Source organism: Cupriavidus sp. C1SS-2L, assembly GCF_057073735.1.
Genome location: NZ_CP172709.1, coordinates 1046909 through 1062118, shown reverse-complemented (window position 1 = coordinate 1062118; position 15210 = coordinate 1046909). Strand labels below are relative to the sequence as shown.

The 15210-nt window shown below is 62.3% G+C and carries 11 protein-coding genes; 10 read left to right on the top strand and 1 reads right to left on the bottom strand.

The genetic code is table 11. The annotated features are described in order from the left end of the window. Window positions 1-7 precede the first annotated feature (7 nt). The 9 genes from ACIGJG_RS22545 to tssJ all read left to right on the top strand — a co-directional run bounded on the left by ACIGJG_RS22545 (window position 8) and on the right by tssJ (window position 13209). Window positions 8-1786: an alpha/beta hydrolase family protein gene (locus tag ACIGJG_RS22545; RefSeq protein ID WP_011301379.1), complete on the top strand. Its 1779-nt coding sequence runs from the start codon at window positions 8-10 to the stop codon at window positions 1784-1786. Beyond that, window positions 1783-2691, top strand: coding sequence for a T6SS immunity protein Tli4 family protein (locus ACIGJG_RS22540; protein ID WP_011301380.1), 909 nt, complete (start codon window positions 1783-1785; stop codon window positions 2689-2691). The genes ACIGJG_RS22545 and ACIGJG_RS22540 overlap by 4 nt, the downstream gene beginning before the upstream one ends. A gap of 252 nt (window positions 2692-2943) precedes the next feature. Continuing rightward, window positions 2944-4236 carry a hypothetical protein gene (locus tag ACIGJG_RS22535; protein WP_041680315.1) on the top strand — a complete coding sequence of 431 codons (1293 nt, stop codon included), beginning with the start codon at window positions 2944-2946 and terminating at the stop codon, window positions 4234-4236. Between the two features lie 11 nt (window positions 4237-4247). Continuing rightward, window positions 4248-4538, top strand: coding sequence for a PAAR domain-containing protein (locus tag ACIGJG_RS22530; RefSeq protein WP_140949784.1), 291 nt, complete (start codon window positions 4248-4250; stop codon window positions 4536-4538). A 79-nt stretch (window positions 4539-4617) separates the two neighbouring features. Further along, window positions 4618-8088, top strand: coding sequence for an ImcF-related family protein (locus ACIGJG_RS22525; RefSeq protein WP_011301382.1), 3471 nt, complete (start codon window positions 4618-4620; stop codon window positions 8086-8088). Between the two features lie 5 nt (window positions 8089-8093). Beyond that, window positions 8094-9668, top strand: coding sequence for a type VI secretion system protein TssA (gene tssA, locus ACIGJG_RS22520; protein WP_011301383.1), 1575 nt, complete (start codon window positions 8094-8096; stop codon window positions 9666-9668). A gap of 23 nt (window positions 9669-9691) precedes the next feature. Further along, window positions 9692-11512: a type VI secretion system baseplate subunit TssF gene (gene tssF / locus ACIGJG_RS22515; RefSeq protein WP_041680617.1), complete on the top strand. Its 1821-nt coding sequence runs from the start codon at window positions 9692-9694 to the stop codon at window positions 11510-11512. A gap of 20 nt (window positions 11513-11532) precedes the next feature. Then, window positions 11533-12558: a type VI secretion system baseplate subunit TssG gene (gene tssG, locus ACIGJG_RS22510; protein ID WP_041680316.1), complete on the top strand. Its 1026-nt coding sequence runs from the start codon at window positions 11533-11535 to the stop codon at window positions 12556-12558. Window positions 12559-12585: 27 nt separating this feature from the next. Further along, window positions 12586-13209: a type VI secretion system lipoprotein TssJ gene (tssJ, locus tag ACIGJG_RS22505; RefSeq protein ID WP_483673943.1), complete on the top strand. Its 624-nt coding sequence runs from the start codon at window positions 12586-12588 to the stop codon at window positions 13207-13209. A 57-nt stretch (window positions 13210-13266) separates the two neighbouring features. Here the strand turns inward: tssJ and ACIGJG_RS22500 are convergent, their stop codons facing one another. Further along, a complete protein-coding gene (locus ACIGJG_RS22500) occupies window positions 13267-14082 on the bottom strand; it encodes an IclR family transcriptional regulator (protein WP_011301387.1) in 816 nt (271 codons plus the stop codon). A 130-nt stretch (window positions 14083-14212) separates the two neighbouring features. Here ACIGJG_RS22500 and ACIGJG_RS22495 point away from each other — a divergent pair, with 130 nt between their 5' ends. After that, the gene (locus tag ACIGJG_RS22495; protein ID WP_011301388.1) at window positions 14213-15196 is read left to right on the top strand and encodes a Bug family tripartite tricarboxylate transporter substrate binding protein; all 984 of its coding nucleotides are present in this window, start codon (window positions 14213-14215) and stop codon (window positions 15194-15196) included. Window positions 15197-15210: the final 14 nt, after the last annotated feature.

The following is a 15210-nucleotide window of genomic DNA, read 5'->3' as shown; positions in this document are numbered from 1 at the left end:
GAAGACTATGGCCGAATCCAATACCGTCATCATTCACAGTACCGTCGACAAGAACGGCGATCAGTACAGTTCCGCGACACTGACCTCTGAGGAGGACCAGCGTGAAAAAATCGTGCTGGCAAAGCCGTATGTGATTCCCATCCTTTTCGTACCGGGCATCATGGGAACCAACCTCCGTAAGAAGGAAGGCAAATCAAGCGCGTGGAGTCCCCCGAACCTCGATCTAAGAGGTGGAGCAGACCTGATCGTGCAACTGTTCAGCTACCTACTCAAGAATACCAACGAGCGGGCCGATGACCTGGCGACCGAAACGGTTGAGGTCGACCCCAGTGGGCCTATTGACGCGGGCGAAAGCGGACTGCCGAAGAACGTGTTGGTAGCGCGCGGGTGGGGTGCATTGATGCGCTCCAGCTACCACCCATTCATGGGGCAGTTGCAAAAACTGCTCAATGACTTGGCCCGGTACGATTTCGATCGTTGCGAAGCCGACTTCAAGGGTTGGGCGGAGGAATCTAGTCAGGATTCGCCGAGCGAATGGGGTGCAAAAGAGGGCGACGCGCTGACACGAGAAGAAGTTTTGCACGCAGCCAACTATCAGTTCGATGTTTGGGCAGGTGGTTACAACTGGCTGCAGAGCAACAAGGATTCTGGCGCAGCCATCAAGGACCTGGTCGAAAACACGATTCTTCCCTACTACAACGAGGGCAAGCGCGTGACCGTCAAGGACACACCGGATGGTGAGGGGAGCAACCAATGCAGTATTCAGCGCAAGAAGCCGAATCGGCCGATGGCGGAAAAGGTCATCGTCGTCACTCACTCGATGGGAGGGCTGGTCAGCCGTGCGCTGACCGAGATTCATCAATGCGACAAGGTCCTTGGCGTTTCGCACGGCGTTCAGCCCGCAACAGGTGCGCCGGCCACGTATAAGCGCATGCGCGCGGGCTTTGAAGGAGCGGAAAAGCTGTTTCTGGGGCGCAACGCCGCCGACGTTGTGGCCATTCTTTCGCAAGCTCCGGGTGGACTCGAGTTGTTGCCGACCGCTGATTACAACGACGGCAAGCCATGGCTGTTCGTGCGGGACAACAAAGGAAACGAGCTGATGCCGCCCTTACCGGCAGGTGGAGACCCCTATGAGGAGATCTATCTGTCTCCGGCATGGTATGGGCTTGTGCCTGATCACAATTTGGCGTTGATGGATCCTGGTGACAAGAAAAGCCAAGGACACGAAAAGGAAGAGCGTGATGCTCCTCGCGAAGAGTTGACAACAACCATCGGACTGGTCAGAGAGTTTCACAGCGCTATCGAGAAGCAATATAAGTCGCCCACCTATGCCCACTATGGGGCGCAGGGTCTACGCGAGGTCGACAAGGACGCCGGCGGGCTGCTCGGGTCAGGTCTGATGGCTGCCAAGGACCGTATGAGCTGGGGAGAGGTGACATGGGAAATCAACGAAGTATCCGCTTTCGGTCCGGCGGCAATCACTGTGGTACGGGACGACGGTAAAGGAACGCTTAGAACCAACAAAGGTTCTGTCTTAACGATCGCCGATCCTGACTGTCCTGGTGACGGCACGGTGCCAGTGTACTCGGGCGAAGCCCCAGGTAAAGCCGGCGTTGCGATGAGCTTTGCGCATGGACAGAGTAATCCAGGGCAGAGCAATGAATACTTTTGCTACGACCATCAGGGAAGCTATGGCGACGCGCATCGGCGATCGCTCTTCGCAACGATGTACGCGGTGATCAAGATCGCCCAACAGGCAAACTGGCACAAGAAGGAGAATCCATGAAACAAGGATGGAGAACGCGAGCGATTGGCCGACACTTGGTGGACATCCCCGAGAACGCCAAGACGATCGAGACCTATTCCTTCAACAAGGTCAAGATCAAACCGTTACTGGATATCCGGAGCCAGGAAGACTACGAGCGATTTCTCGCTCAGAAAGTACAGTCGTTGCGCCTAGCCAGGACGGCCACACACGACAGTCTATTCATCGAGCGCGTCTCGCATTCGAACGGTGGAGTAACGTTGATATCCTGGCCGAACTCCGACGCGGAGGAGCGGTATCAGCCTTACGTATTTGATACCTATTTTCGTGCAGGTACGCGATTTCTTAGCTACTCGGGAGATGTGTCAAAAAGTCGCAAATCGACAGCCTTGGCTACTTGCGAAGAGCTCTCTCGCGAGTGGCACCAGATTCCTTCAGGGAAAATTCCAGAGGGTGTCGGCTACGTGGTCGATGACGCAATTCTCGCGGACAACGATTTCAACCGAGAAAGCTGGCGCATGGTCATCCAGTTGCCCGGCAAGCCCGATGTCTTCTTCGAGCTCACATCCTATGCACAGCGTCGGGTGGAACCCGGTTTGCGCGAGCGGGCCGGAGGTGTCGTTGCCGGGCTGCTTGGCACGATAGCGGGGTTCGCGCGTCTACGTGACCGCGCACGTCCGGTCGGCCCCATTCAGGCGGACGAGATCCTGCTGGCAAGCAATCAGGACGGAAAGCGCGGCTACGGATTCAAATGGGAGGCCCCCGGCATGGCGCACTCGCTGGTGGAACCCAATCTGAACGCCACGCTCAGGGTCGGTGAAAGCGCTTACACCACCAACAGGGAATCCTTCGCCAGCGATGAAGAAGCGCTGGAATTGTGGGACGCCGTGATTGATTCTATTCGTCTACGTCCGGGGGCCGTATGAAACCAATCTCTCGCCGTTGTGTTCTTCTTGCGCTGAGCGCAATGCCTGTCGTTGCACTTTCCAATCGCATGGAGGCTCTTCGGAACCCTGCCATGACAGTTGGGCAAGCGATGCACTATCTCTGCGAAGAGGTGTTTCCAACGAGCAATGAGAAAGACTACGGGACGGATTTGAACCCCGAGTCACAAGGCGTGACTCGGGGCGTCGGGCAGTTCCATGTCACTTCGGTGGGGAAGCGAAGCTTCGCTTGACATGGCAGTCGATTTCTCGCTGTTGCCGACAGAAAACACCGAAGCTGTGGCACGTCCGTCCAGAATTCTCTGGGCCATTGTGCACCTCGCGACTGCGTCGGTACTCGCTTTGGGAATTCTTCGTTTCTGGCCGGCACAATTGCCCACGAACACGTTCAAATTCTGGGTGACCTTGATCATCTTTCCGCTAGGCATCCCGCTTTTTGTCGTGCTGAGGAGGTACAGCTACTTTGAAGGAAGAAAGCTGGACGCCGAGATGCAACGTGAAGCTGCACATGAGTACAACGAAGCGGTCTTTGCTGCAGCGTCTCGTCCCTTGATTCTTCTCGGGTCAGCCTTTCGTTTCTCGGCGGAAAGGCGGGAGAATGCCAGTTCGGCTGTGCGATCTGGGTCCGTCAATCTGACGACGCGAGATGCCCTTGCTTCCGATAGTGACCCCGTCAAGGCGCGGTGGATCGAAGTGCCGGGGGGCAAGCTGGATTCTGAAATGGACGATAGCGCTCGCCAAGTCGCCGTGACGCGATGGCTGTACTCGGAACTGCTTGCCGACATGGCGAAAGCCATTCGAGCTCTCCCATCCCGTTCCGGGATCGAAGTTAGCTTGTGGCTCTCTGGGGAGTTGGACCGGGAAGCGTATGTGGCTCTTTGGCAGGAGTGCTGGACTGAGCGGCGCCTGCCATCCTCCATGCAGATCGCCGATGAAGATACGCCATCCGGCATCGGCATCATGGATGACTGGCTAGATCGCATCGTTGCCGAAGAGGCAACGCAAGTGACACGACTCGTCGTCGCCATCCAATTGCACCCAGTTATCGGCAATTCGCCTCCGACAGGAACCTGCGAAGCCGGCACGGCTTTGCTGCTAGCGTCCGATGTACTGGTCCGCAAACATGCTCTCACGGCGTGCGCAAGCCTGCACAGGCCAGTGTGGGGGGACGTCGATGCGCCAGAAGCCATGTTGGCGAATGCCTTGAAGTGGGCCGATGTGACAGCCGAGAAGATTCCTTCTGGCTGGAAGTCTGGGTTGAGTGTCGATCAAAGCAGCAAGCTACATGAAGCCGCACGGCAGCTTGGGTTGGAGGCTACACCAACGGATATCGATCAGACGATCGGTTATGCCGGTGTGGCATCTCCCTGGCTGGCGTTGGCATGCGCCGTGGACGCGCTTTCAGAGCAGACCCCGTGTCAGATCATCGTAACGGCGGAGCAAAGAACAATGCTCACCGCTGTGGTCCGCCGTGACGCCGATAAAGATGTAACGCGGGATTCTGATCGAACGCAGGCAGATTCTTGAAGGAAGATGGTGTGACAAGACGCTACGACATTCAGAGAGGCGACCCAACGACTGTTGGTGGCAGGGTCGAAGGTGGCAGGGCCGACGACATGGTTGGGAACCGCGATCAAGCCTATGAGGGCGATCCAGTTTGGTGCCCGGTCTGCAAAACCATGGGAGTCATTGTCTGCAGCGGCCCAAGACTGGCAATGAAAGGCCCGGATGGCCGCGAAGCTGCCCTGAGCGACGATCTGTGTGTCTGCAAGTGTCACCCAAGCCCCCTCCTGATCCCCACGCAGTACACCTCCTATATGGACATTTGATTCGCCTTAGCATAGCCCCTGGTCGCTACCGTTGCATGCGCGCCCGGAACGCCGATTGCTAGGAAGAAGTTTGAAAGTCATGAAGAAGCTACGGATAGATTTGCTTTCCCTCCTTGTGCTTGCGCTCCTGATCACTTGCGCTATCGTGATTTGGGGAGAAAGTCTCGGCATCAAGACCCCCGATGCTCGGAGCCTTTGGCTTTCCTTGGTGGCTTTCGGCACGCTCATTCTCGCTGTGCTTGCGTCATTGGATCGTTTTGCGCGCGCGTGGGATGCGGTGCGTGCGCTGACTATGTCGCTTCGCCGCCGTGAACCTGAGTTGGCCGATACTACACAAGCGAGCCTACTGAAGTCCCGCCTCACGCAACGAGCACCGAAGGATCTTGACGATTTACGTAGTGAGTTGCGACAGCGGTACGGCCTACGTTGGCGCTATCGTCTGCCTTGGCTGCTGTTGATCGGCGACGATGCCGCCATCGCGCAACGGCTACCTGACCTGGATGAACAGGGCTGGCTAATCACTCCGCATGCTGTACTGGTTCGCAGCAAATTGGAGACGGCTCGACTCAAACAACTCTCGAAACTGCGCCGTCGGCGCCCTATCGACTTGGTTGTGCTGGTCTTGGACGGGGCGACAACCCCGCTCAAGGAACGTTATGGCACGCATGCTTTTTCCATCGCCCTTGCGCGCGTTGCTGAGAGTTTGCGCTGGTCTGCTCCGATTCATGCGCTCGAAATTGTTCACGCAAGTTCCATTTCGCCCGCCGATATGCCAGTCATTGCCTGTGAGGTGTCCCGGCAAGCGAACTCCAGTGGAATCGAGGCCGCGCTACATGCGCTACGTGATCAACTATCGGAACAGAGTTTGGAACGACTCCCCCAGAATGGCCGGGAGATTTATCTGGGACAGCTTTCCCAATGGCTGGATGGCCGCGCCAAGGCACTGGCCAATTGGCTTGGCGAATTGGAGGGCGGTACCCGCAGGAAGTTGCCGGTTCGCGGTTTCGCCTTTGCGCCGGCGTTTGATGATAGGGAATACCTCGACGCCATTGCGGAATTGCCGCTGTGGCAACATTTAGGCGATACCGCACGGCGACAGCCGGGGCGTCGTATAGGCTTTCATCCCGTGACGGTGCTTACGGTATTGGCTCTGTCCGCTATCAGCTTGTGGATTGGGGGCATGTTTCTGTCCGGTCTCCAGAACGCGCGAGACCTGCAGGCCGCACAGCAGGCCGCGCACGAGATCCAATCTACGCCCAGTACCGCCGCACGCCTGCAGGCGCTCGATACCCTGCAACAGCAAATCCAGCGCTACGAGGACCGCGTCCAACACCACGCGCCGCTCTTCACCCGCTTCGGCCTGAACCGCGATGCCGACGTACTGGCCGCGCTGTGGAAGCCTTACGCAAAGGCCAGCCGCGACATCCTTGTCGCTCCGGCGGCACAGGACCTGGAAGCGAAACTGGTCGACCTGTCGCAACTGCAGACCAGCGGACTGAATGAAGAAACCAGCAAGTGGGCACTGCAGGGACACGACACCCTCAAGGCCTACCTCATGCTCGCCCACCCGGAGCGAGTGGATGCTGCATTCCTCGCGCAGCAACTGGGGCAGCACTGGACCACCGACGCGAGGATTCCCCCTGGACAGAAGCAGGATCTGGCCGAGCGGTTCGCCAGGTTCTACGCCGAGCACCTGAAGGCCAACCCGGACTGGCGCATCGAGCCCCGTCCAGAGCTGGTGACCGGTGCACGGCAGACCCTGCTAGCGGTGATCGGGGAGCGCAATGCGCAGGACACCATTTATCAGGGCATCCTCCGCGGCGCTGGCAACAAATACCCCGACCAGACCCTGGCCTCCCTGACCGCCGGCACGGACCCGCGCGGGTTGCTGCGCGCTGTCGCGCTGGTGCCCGGCGTCTTCACCCGGCAGGCCTATGAGGGTTACGTAGCTGCAGCCATTGAGGAAGCCGCCAAGCGCAAGCAGGTCGCCAGCGACTGGGTGCTGACGGGAGGCAAGCCGCCACAGCCGGATGCCGACGCAGATTCCGGCAAGGACCTGCAGGCCGCCCTGACCGAGCAGTACTTCGACGAGTACGCCGACCATTGGCAGCAGTTCATGAACAGCGCGCAATGGGAGCCAGCGGCGACGCTACCTGCCGTTATCGACCAGCTCAAGCTCCTGGCCGACGCGCGCCAGTCGCCGGTGATCGCGCTGATGAAGTCGCTGGAGTACCAGGGTGGCGCCGGGGCGCGCAAGGATTCGCTGTCGGACACGCTGGTCAACAAGGCCCGCGACCTGATCGGCAAGAAGATCGAGGTACCGGAGGTCGCCAAGGCCGACCCTGCCGGCCCGCTCGGGATCGCGTTCGGTCCAGTGCTGCGGCTGGTGGGCCAGGGCGGCCAGGGCCTCCAAGGCAATCAGGGCGACCTGAGTCTGCAACGTTATCTCGATCGCGCGACGGCCTTGCGGCTGCGCCTGCAGCAGATCAGCACCAGTAGTGATGGCGATGCCCAGGCGCGCCAGATGGCCCAAGCCTTGTTTCAAGGCAAAGGCTCGGAGTTGGCCGATACCCAGGCCTATGCACAGCTGATGGCGGCCAGCTTCGGTAACCAATGGGCCGGCATGGGAGACGCCCTGTTCGTGCGCCCGATCGCGCAGGCCACTCAGGTGGTCCTGCTGCCCGCCCAGGCAAGCCTGGATGATGCATGGCGCCAGAACATTGCGATGGCGTGGGGCCGGTCGTTTGCAGGACGCTACCCGTTCGCCGACACCGCCAATGACGCCTCGCTGCCGGAACTGGCGCGCTTCCTGCGCCCGCAAAGCGGTCTGATCCACGCATTTCTGGCAACGAACCTTGCTGGCGTGCTCGAGTTGCAGGGGGATCAATGGGTACCCTCGGCCACCGCAGGACAGGCCATGGCCTTCGATCCCGCCTTTCTCAAGGGCATCAATACGCTGCAGCATATTGCCGCCCACCTGCTGGCGCAGGGCGAGCCCGCGTATCGCTTCCAGCTCAAGCCGATTCCGACGCCCGGCCTGACGGACTCGCTGCTGACCGTGGATAACCAGAAACTGCACTACTACAACCAGCGCGAGACCTGGCAGTTCATGACGTGGCCGGCCAGCAACCTGCAGGAGCCCGGCACCAGGCTGCAATGGCAAACCGAGAAGGCCGGCACCAACAAGAACTACGAGTTCAGCGGGCCTTGGGGCTGGGTGCGGATGCTGGAGCGCGCGCGCGTCATGCCAATCGACACTGCGACGTTTCAGCTGACCTGGCAAGCCAGCGCGGACACTGGGGACCAAAAGGCGGGCGCTGGCACGGGCGAGCCCGGTGCTGCCGTACAACCCGACGCCGCTGCCCTCATTGCACGCGATGCAAAGCGGCCAGCGTCGGCGGACCTTGCCTATCCGATCAGCTATCAGTTGCGCACAGACGTGAGTCAGGGTCCGCTGGAAATGCTATGGCTGCGCGGATTCGTGCTCCCGTCCCGCATCTTCGCCGGCAAGGAACCTGCCGGACGCATGGCACCGTCAACACGCAAGTAGCGCCTATGTTCAACCATCTTCTCAATGCGCTGTTCGGCTCGCGCACGCCCACGGACCTCGCACGTTCCACGCAGGTGCGCTGGGAACCCTGGCTTCAGCCTATCCGCCCCGAGGCGCCGGTCGGCGATGACCCCGGCTATGACGACGATTTCCTCGCCATTAAGGAGGAGGTCGCCAGGCTGTCGGACATCAACGATAGCCTGATCATCGACACGGCAGAGCGGTTGCTCAAGGCCAGCGCCAAGGATGTACGACTGGCGGCCTATTACGCCTACGGTCGCATGCGGCGGGATGGGGCGGAAGGCGTGGCCTCGGCCTTTGAACTGCTGTCGGCACTGATCGACCGGTTCGGGGAACAGTTGCTGCCGGCCCGCGCGGAAAGCCGCAAGGCCGCCCTGGAGTGGCTCGCTGGCGCCACCTTCACGGATCGCCTCGACCGCGTCTCTGGACTGAGCGGGACTTACCTGGAGCGCACCCTGTCGGCGCTGGCGCTGATGCAGGAGCGCACCGCACAGTGGCCGGAAGCGGCCCGTCCGGCGCTGGATACGCTATTTCGCCGGTTCGAGGGCCGGGTCGAGTCTCCATCAGCCGCGGATAGCGATAGTCACGCAGTGCCCGTCAAGGCGCCGGCAATCGCGACGACGCTCGCCTCGGCCAAGGTGACCTCCACGCGGGAGCTCCTGGACGGCGCGCGCCAGATGGCGCAGTTCCTGCGCGATCAGCCGGAAGGCTATCTGGCTGCCTACCGCCTGATGCGTTGCGTACGCTGGGACACGCTGACCGAGGTCCCGCCGCATGAGGCCGGTGGCAGGACGCGGCTCGTGGCACCGCGTGCCGAACTACGCGCCCACATGAAGCGGCTGGTCCTGCAGAAGCAGTGGCCGGAACTGCTCGACCGGGTCGAGCAGGCCTTTGCCGAGGGGACCAATCACTTCTGGCTCGATCTGCAGTACTACGCGTTCGCCGCCCAGGACCAGGCCGGCGGCCAGTACGCACGCGTGCGCGACCTGCTGGCCACCGATTGCGCGCTGATGCTGGAGCGGCTGCCGGGCCTCGATCAACTTGCCTTTGCCGATGGGACGCCGTTCGCGGACGACACTACGCTGGAATGGATCGCCCGCCATGCCACCGTGCGCGATATCGAGCGCGGTGAGACTGTAGCCCCCGTGGCAGTGGATTCGGCCAGCACGGATTGGGCGGAAACCGAGGCCCAGGCCGCAGAGCTGGCCGCACAGCAAAGCCTCGATGCGGCCCTGGCGTGGTTGCAGGGCCTGCCCGCGTCGGACGGCGAGCGCGAACGCTTTTTGCGCCAGCTGGTGATGGCGCGCGTGGCGGAGCGTGCCGATCGCGCGGATACCGCCCTGCACCTGCTTGCCGCGCTGGACCAGAGCGCTCATCACTATCGGCTGGCAACCTGGGAGCCGTCGCTGGCGTTCGAGGTCAAGCATCAAATGGTGCGGCTGCTGAGATCCCGCCTGACGCGCAAGGATGCCGACAAGCCCGCCCTGGCGCAGCGCATCGATGCCCTGATGGGCGAGCTGACCGCCATTGACCCGGCCCGCGCCGTCGCCATGGCCTGAACGGCAAGACCACTCACATGCCCATGAATCACCCCACCCAAGACAACGACATCCTGCGCTATTACGAGGCCGAGATGCGCTACCTGCGCGAGGCCGGCAAGGAATTCGCCCAGGCGTTCCCCGACCGCGCGCGGATGCTCAATATCGACCGCATCGGCGAACGCGATCCCCACGTCGAACGTCTGTTCGAGGGCTTCGCCTTCCTGATGGGGCGGCTGCGCCACAAGCTCGACGACGAGTTGCCGGAACTGACGGAAGGCCTGGTCAGCATGCTGTGGCCGCACTACCTGCGCATGATCCCGTCGCTGTCGATCCTGGAACTGATCCCGAGCCCCGGCGTGCTGCAAGGTCACGAGACCCTGGCGGCCGGGCTGGAGGCTGTGTCCGATCCGGTCTTGCTGGGGTCGCAGCAAGGCATCGGCAACAGCGTGGAATGCATCTACCGGACAACCCAGCCTGTCGATCTGTACCCGCTTAGCGTGGCCGAAGCGGGTACCTACGCACGCGAGGACGGCCGCTCCGTCATTCATCTGCGCCTGGCCCGGCAGGCCCAGTCGCGGCAGGAACAGCTGAAGGTGCCCCGGCTGCGGCTTTATCTGCATGCGGATCGTCCCGTGGCGCTGGCACTCTACGCGGCGCTGACTGCGCAACCGCTGGCCATGCACGTTCGCATTCCCGGCTACCCGATCGACCGGCCAGGCGCACCGCAGTCCATGACGGGCCTGCGCCTGGCGCCGGTGGGATTTGGCGCCAGCGAGCGGCTCTGGCCCAAGCCCGACAATGCCTTCGGCGGTTACCAGCTGCTGCTGGAGTATTTCACGTTCCCCGAGAAGTTCATGTTTGTGGACCTGCTCGGGCTCGACATGGCGGCAATCCCGTCAGATGTTCAGCACTTCGATGTCGAAGTCGTTCTCGCCAAGCTGTTTCCGGATGACATGCGCTTCTCGGCCGAGAACATCCGGCTTTTCTGCACACCTGTCATCAACCTGTTCGAGCTGGAGGCCGATCCGATCACGGTCACTCACCATGAGACCGAATACCGGGTGCGGACCATGGAACAACACGGTCAGCATGTCGAGGCCTACTCGGTCGATACCGTGCGCGGATTCGACGCAGCGACCGGCGAGCGCTTCGAGTACGCGCCATTCGCCGCTTTCCGGCACCGAGGCGGGATGCTGCGCCATGACATGCCCGAGCGCTACTTTCATACGCGTGTACGAAGGGGGCCGTCCGGGCGCTTCGATACCTGGCTCGTGCTTGGAGGGCATGCCTGGGAGCAGCAGGACACGTTGCCGCAGGAAACCCTGTCCCTGTCGGTCACCGGTACGAACGGCATGCTGCCGAGAAAGGGGTTGCGCGAGGCCGGCATCTGCCGCATGGGCGGCGGCTTCACCAATATCGGCGCCGTGCGCAACCTGACGGCGCCCACCTTGCCGGTGTACCCGCCGACCGGCGACCGATTTCATTGGCGCGTGCTGTCGCACCTGGCGCCCAATTATCTGTCCCTCCTTGATGCCGAGGTGCTGCGTGGCAGTCTGGCGCTCTACGACTGGACCGACGGCGAGCTGAACCGGCGCAGGATCGATGCCATCACCGACGTCCGCCATCGCCCGCTGCAGAAACTGGTGAAGGGCGGACTGCAGCGCGGAGTGGAAATCGAGGTGAGCCTGGACAGCACCCGCTTCGCCGGCGACGGCGATGTGGAATTGTTCGGCGAAATGCTGAACCGCTTCCTGGCGCTTTATGCCACCCTGAACCTGTACACCCGCCTGGTCGTTGTCTCGCAGCCCAGCGGCAAGCGGCTCGAATGGCCCGACAGCAAAGGTGAGGGGGCCCCGTTTTGAACTCCACTGAGAAGTGCACCATGGATACCGGTAGCCTGCTGCCGGCGTTGCTTGCCAATGCGCCGCGGATGAATTTTTTCCGGCTGTGCGAGCTGATCGAGCTGGCCGCACCGGAGCGCCCACCGCTGGGCACCACCGATTCGCCTGCCGACGAGCCGGTTCGATTCCGTTCGTCCGGACAGCTCGGATTTCCGGGGCGGGAAATCGATCGCGTCGAGCGGGATGCGGACCAACCCGCCTTGCCGCCGGTGCTTCGGACGACTTTCCTTGGCCTCTACGGCGTCGATGCCCGCATGCCGTCCTACTTTGTGGACGAGATTGCCCAGCGCCGGGACGGCGCGGAACCCCTGGCCGCGTTCCTGGACCTGTTCCACCATCGGATCACCACGCAGTTCTACCGCGTGGGACGCAAGTACCGCTATCCGGTGGGCTTCCGCACCGGCGGCGAAGACAAGGTGTCGCGCTGTCTGCTGAGCCTGCTGGGACTCGGCATCGGCCAGTCGCCGGTCGAGCAATCGGTGCCGACGCGCAAGCTCCTGTCGATGCTGGGACTCGCCAGCCAGCGTACGCGTACTGCGGAGGGGCTCGCAGGTGTGCTGCAGCATGCGGTGCCGGATGCCATGATCACAGTCACGGAATTTCATCCTGTGTGGGTGCGTCTGGATACGCACGAACAGCAGCCGCTTGGGGAGAACTGCGTGCTCGGACGCGGCTTCCTTGACCGCACCAACACCGTACTCGTGGTGATCACCCCGAACCGGCGCGACTCGGTACTCGGGCTGATGCCGGGCCGACGCCTCCATCAGGAGGTGATGGGCGTGCTGCGCTTCTACCTCGGCTACGCAGCGCATGCCCACCTGGAAATGCATGTGAGACGTTCATTGATGCCACCGCCCGCGTTGAACTCGAACGATGCCAGCCTCGGCTTGACTACGCAATTGAGGCGGCACACAGGTGAATCTGACGCACCGGTCGATGATCCGGTGACGCGCGTGAAACTTGGCACCTGGACGGGCCATCCGGCGCCGGTGTCCGGACCACACTGAGGTCGCACGCCGATGGAACACAGCAACATGAAAACACAGAGGATCAACACAATGACGTGGCAATTGCGAAGCTGCATCGCGGCGCTGGGCTTCACCCTTTTAACTGGCTGCGGCGTGGGCCAGGCCGTGAAGGACGGCACAGTGGATGCGGCGAAGTGGATGTTCACGACGCAGGTCAAGACCATGAACATCGACCTCGTCAGCCGGTCGTCGTTGAATGCAAGTGGCGCTGGACGATCGCTGTCGACCGTGGTGCGGGTCTACCAGTTGAGGACGCCGCAAACGTTCGAACAGCTCAGCTACGAACAACTCCAAGCGAATGACCTCGACATGCTGAAGATGGATTTGCTTGCCACCAGGGATGTCGTGCTCAGGCCTGACGCCGCTGCGAGCATCAGCGAGCCCATGAACGAGGCCACCGAGTACGTCGGCGTGGCTGCGTTCTTCCGCGATACGGGCAAGACCGGGACATGGAAACTCATCATCCCCAGGCAGCAATGGAAGAAGACCGATCCGGTGAAGATCGACGCGACCGACAATGTGCTGCAACTGGCAGGCATGAAGCCGGAACCAATCAGGCAGGCGGCGCTGCAGCACAGCGTACCGAATCCGCAGACGTCTGCGCAGACGGCGAGCGCTCGCAAGGAATGACAGCGTTATCGTGACGATGTTGCGTGATACGTTATTCGGCCTGTCCAGGCACGAACATCAGGTCGGCACATATCCAAGCTGCGCACTGACCGCCGCCGCCTCCTCCCTCACCACCCTGCCGATCGGTCCATCGATATCCGGATCAAATCCGCCGGTGGCGCCAAGCGCGGTCAGTACCGCACTCAGTCTGCCCGTGTAGTCGAACACCGGCGCTGACACCGCGCTGATGCCCTTCAGGTTCACATCGCGTACCGCCGCACAGCCGGCAGTCCGGACATCCCTTCGCAGTTGCCCGATCGGGTCATCGGCCGCCAGCATGGCGCGCAAGTCCGGCGCCGCCGCCGCCAGTTCCGCGCGGGCCAGCGCCAGGACTTCCCGCTCGTCGAGCAATCCCAGAAAGACCCGTCCGGTGGCGCTCCATAGCAAGGGCATGACCGAGCCCACCCGCACGTTCACGGTCACCGGCAGTCCCGGTTCCTCGAAACGCACAATGGTCGGCCCCTTGTTGCCCATGACGGCGATAAAGCAGGTGACCTCATGCCGCTCGCGCACGCGAATCAGCGATGCCTCCGCGAGCCGGATCGGATCAGCCTGCCGCATGGCCGCCAGGCCGATATGCAGTGCTTCCACGCCAAGCTGGTACTGCTGTCCACCGGCGTCCTGGGCAACCAGCCCTTCCTCGACCAGGCTCACCAGATAGCGGTGGACCTTGGCCGGGCTTTCGTCGATATGGGCGGCCAGCCCCGTCAGAGTCGCCCTGCCCCCCATTCTGGCCAAGCCCTTGAGCACGGCCATGCCGGTGACTGCCGACTGCACCCGGCGGCGCCGTTCGCCGCGCGCGGGCGCCTTGTCGTCGTTTCGTTCTTCGCGCATCACATCCTCCCGGGGACCGTCTGCTTATCGGTTCGCCGACTTCCTTGCCTTCGAGGTTAACCCTCATCTTATTTTTACGCAATGCGTATATGATTTACGCAAAATGAAGTACCACAACACCGGAGACAACATGACGCCCCACAGGACTTCCTTTCGCCTCGCCTTTGTCGCGGCAACGCTGGCAGCCACCTCCACCGGCGCCGCTCTGGCCGCCGATACCTACCCGAGCAAGCCGATCCGCTGGGTCGTGCCGTATGCCGCGGGCGGTGGCTCGGATTTCCTGGCGCGCACCATCGGGCAGGGGTTGTCGGCCAAGGTGGGGCAGCCGGTAGTCGTGGATAACAAGCCCGGCGGCAATACCGCCATCGGCGCGACCGAGACGGCGCGCGCCGCGGCGGATGGCTACACGGTGCTGTCCGCCGATAACGGCACGCTGGTGTTCAACCCCGCGCTCTACAAGACGCTGAGCTACCAGCCCAAGGACCTGGCGCCGGTGACGCTGCTTGGCCGCTTTCCGATGATCCTGGTGGTCGGCCCGGGCAGCACGGCGCACACGGTGCAGGAATTCATCGCGCAGACCAAGGCCAAGCCGGGCGGTATCAACTATGGATCGGCGGGCGCCGGCAGCCCGCACCACCTCGCCATGGAATTGCTGAAGGTCGAGGCGGGGCTGACCATGACGCATGCGCCTTACCGTGGCGCAGCGCCCGCGCTGTCCGACGTGGCGGCTGGCCAGATCCCGGCGATGATGGTCGACTTCGCCGCCGGCGCCGGCTTCATCAAGGGCGGCAAGGTCCGGCCGCTTGCCGTGGCCAACGCCTCGCGCCTGCCGCAGCTCCCCGATGTGCCGACCTTCGCGGAAGTCGGCTACAAGAACGTCGAAGCCGCCGCACTCGTCGGCATGGTGGTGCCGGCCGCCACGTCGCCCGATGTCATAGCCACGCTGAATCGCCAGGTCGTGGCCGCGCTGAAGGAGCCGGGCGTGAACAAGCGCCTGGTGGATTTCGGGGTCGAGCCGGTCGGCAACTCGCCGCAGCAGTTCAGTGACCTGCTGCGCAGCGAAACCGCGCGCTGGCAGAAACTCATCCGCGACCTGAAGATCACGCTGGACTGAGACTGGCGCCAGCC